The sequence below is a fragment of the Oleiphilus sp. HI0079 genome (genome assembly GCF_001635105.1).
The window spans coordinates 1-796 of sequence record NZ_LWFT01000151.1; the positions used below are offsets into that span (position 1 = coordinate 1).

Annotated in this window: 1 protein-coding gene; it reads left to right on the forward strand. The window is 50.8% G+C overall.

The window, feature by feature from the left end; all coding sequences use genetic code 11:
• On the forward strand, positions 1 to 796 hold a 796-nt coding region (locus tag A3750_RS02280), incomplete at both ends, for a deoxyribodipyrimidine photo-lyase (protein ID WP_197474816.1).

Consider the following 796-nt stretch of genomic DNA (forward strand, 5'->3'; position numbering starts at 1 on the left):
GCGCTAAACAAGTCTCTCGATGGCAAGCTTATTCTGCGCAAAGGGAAAGCGGCCGATGTGCTTCAGGACTTACTCACCGAAACGAATGCCAGAGCGGTTTATTGGAATCGTTGTTACGAGCCGTGGCAAACCGAACGAGACGCATTGATAAAGAGCGCGTTGAGAGACAAGGGAGTGGATGCGAAAAGCTTCCAAGCTAACTTGCTTTGGGAGCCTTGGGATATTCTCAATCAGCAAGGTACGCCCTATAAGGTATTCACGCCTTATTATCGGAAGGGCTGCCTGAAAGCAAAAGAACCGAGAGTCCCTTTTGGCCGCGCGGATCTCACTGCGATCTCTACGCAGGAGGCTAATTCTCGGAACCTAGAAAGTCTGAGCGTGGACGAGTTGGGTTTAATGCCGAGTATCGAATGGTACAAAGAGATCGATGCGCTGTGGCAACCGGGAGAAGAGGGCGCAGCCAAGCGTCTTGAGCTCTACCTCGAAAACGCCGCGTTTCATTATCGGTCAAAGCGAAACTTTCCAGCCGTTGTCGGTACATCTCAACTAAGCCCGTCTTTACATTTTGGTGAGTTGTCGCCCAATCAGGTTTGGTATGCAGCCAAACACGCCTTCGAGATGGATATCGAAGACGAACACTTGGATACCTACTTGAGTGAGCTGGGATGGCGGGAGTACAGTCACTACTTGCTCTTCCATTTTCCGCAAATCACCAAAGACAACTTTAACCCGAAGTTCGATGCATTTACCTGGCAGAACGACCCCGCTCTGTTACGCGCTTGGCAAAGCGGTCAGA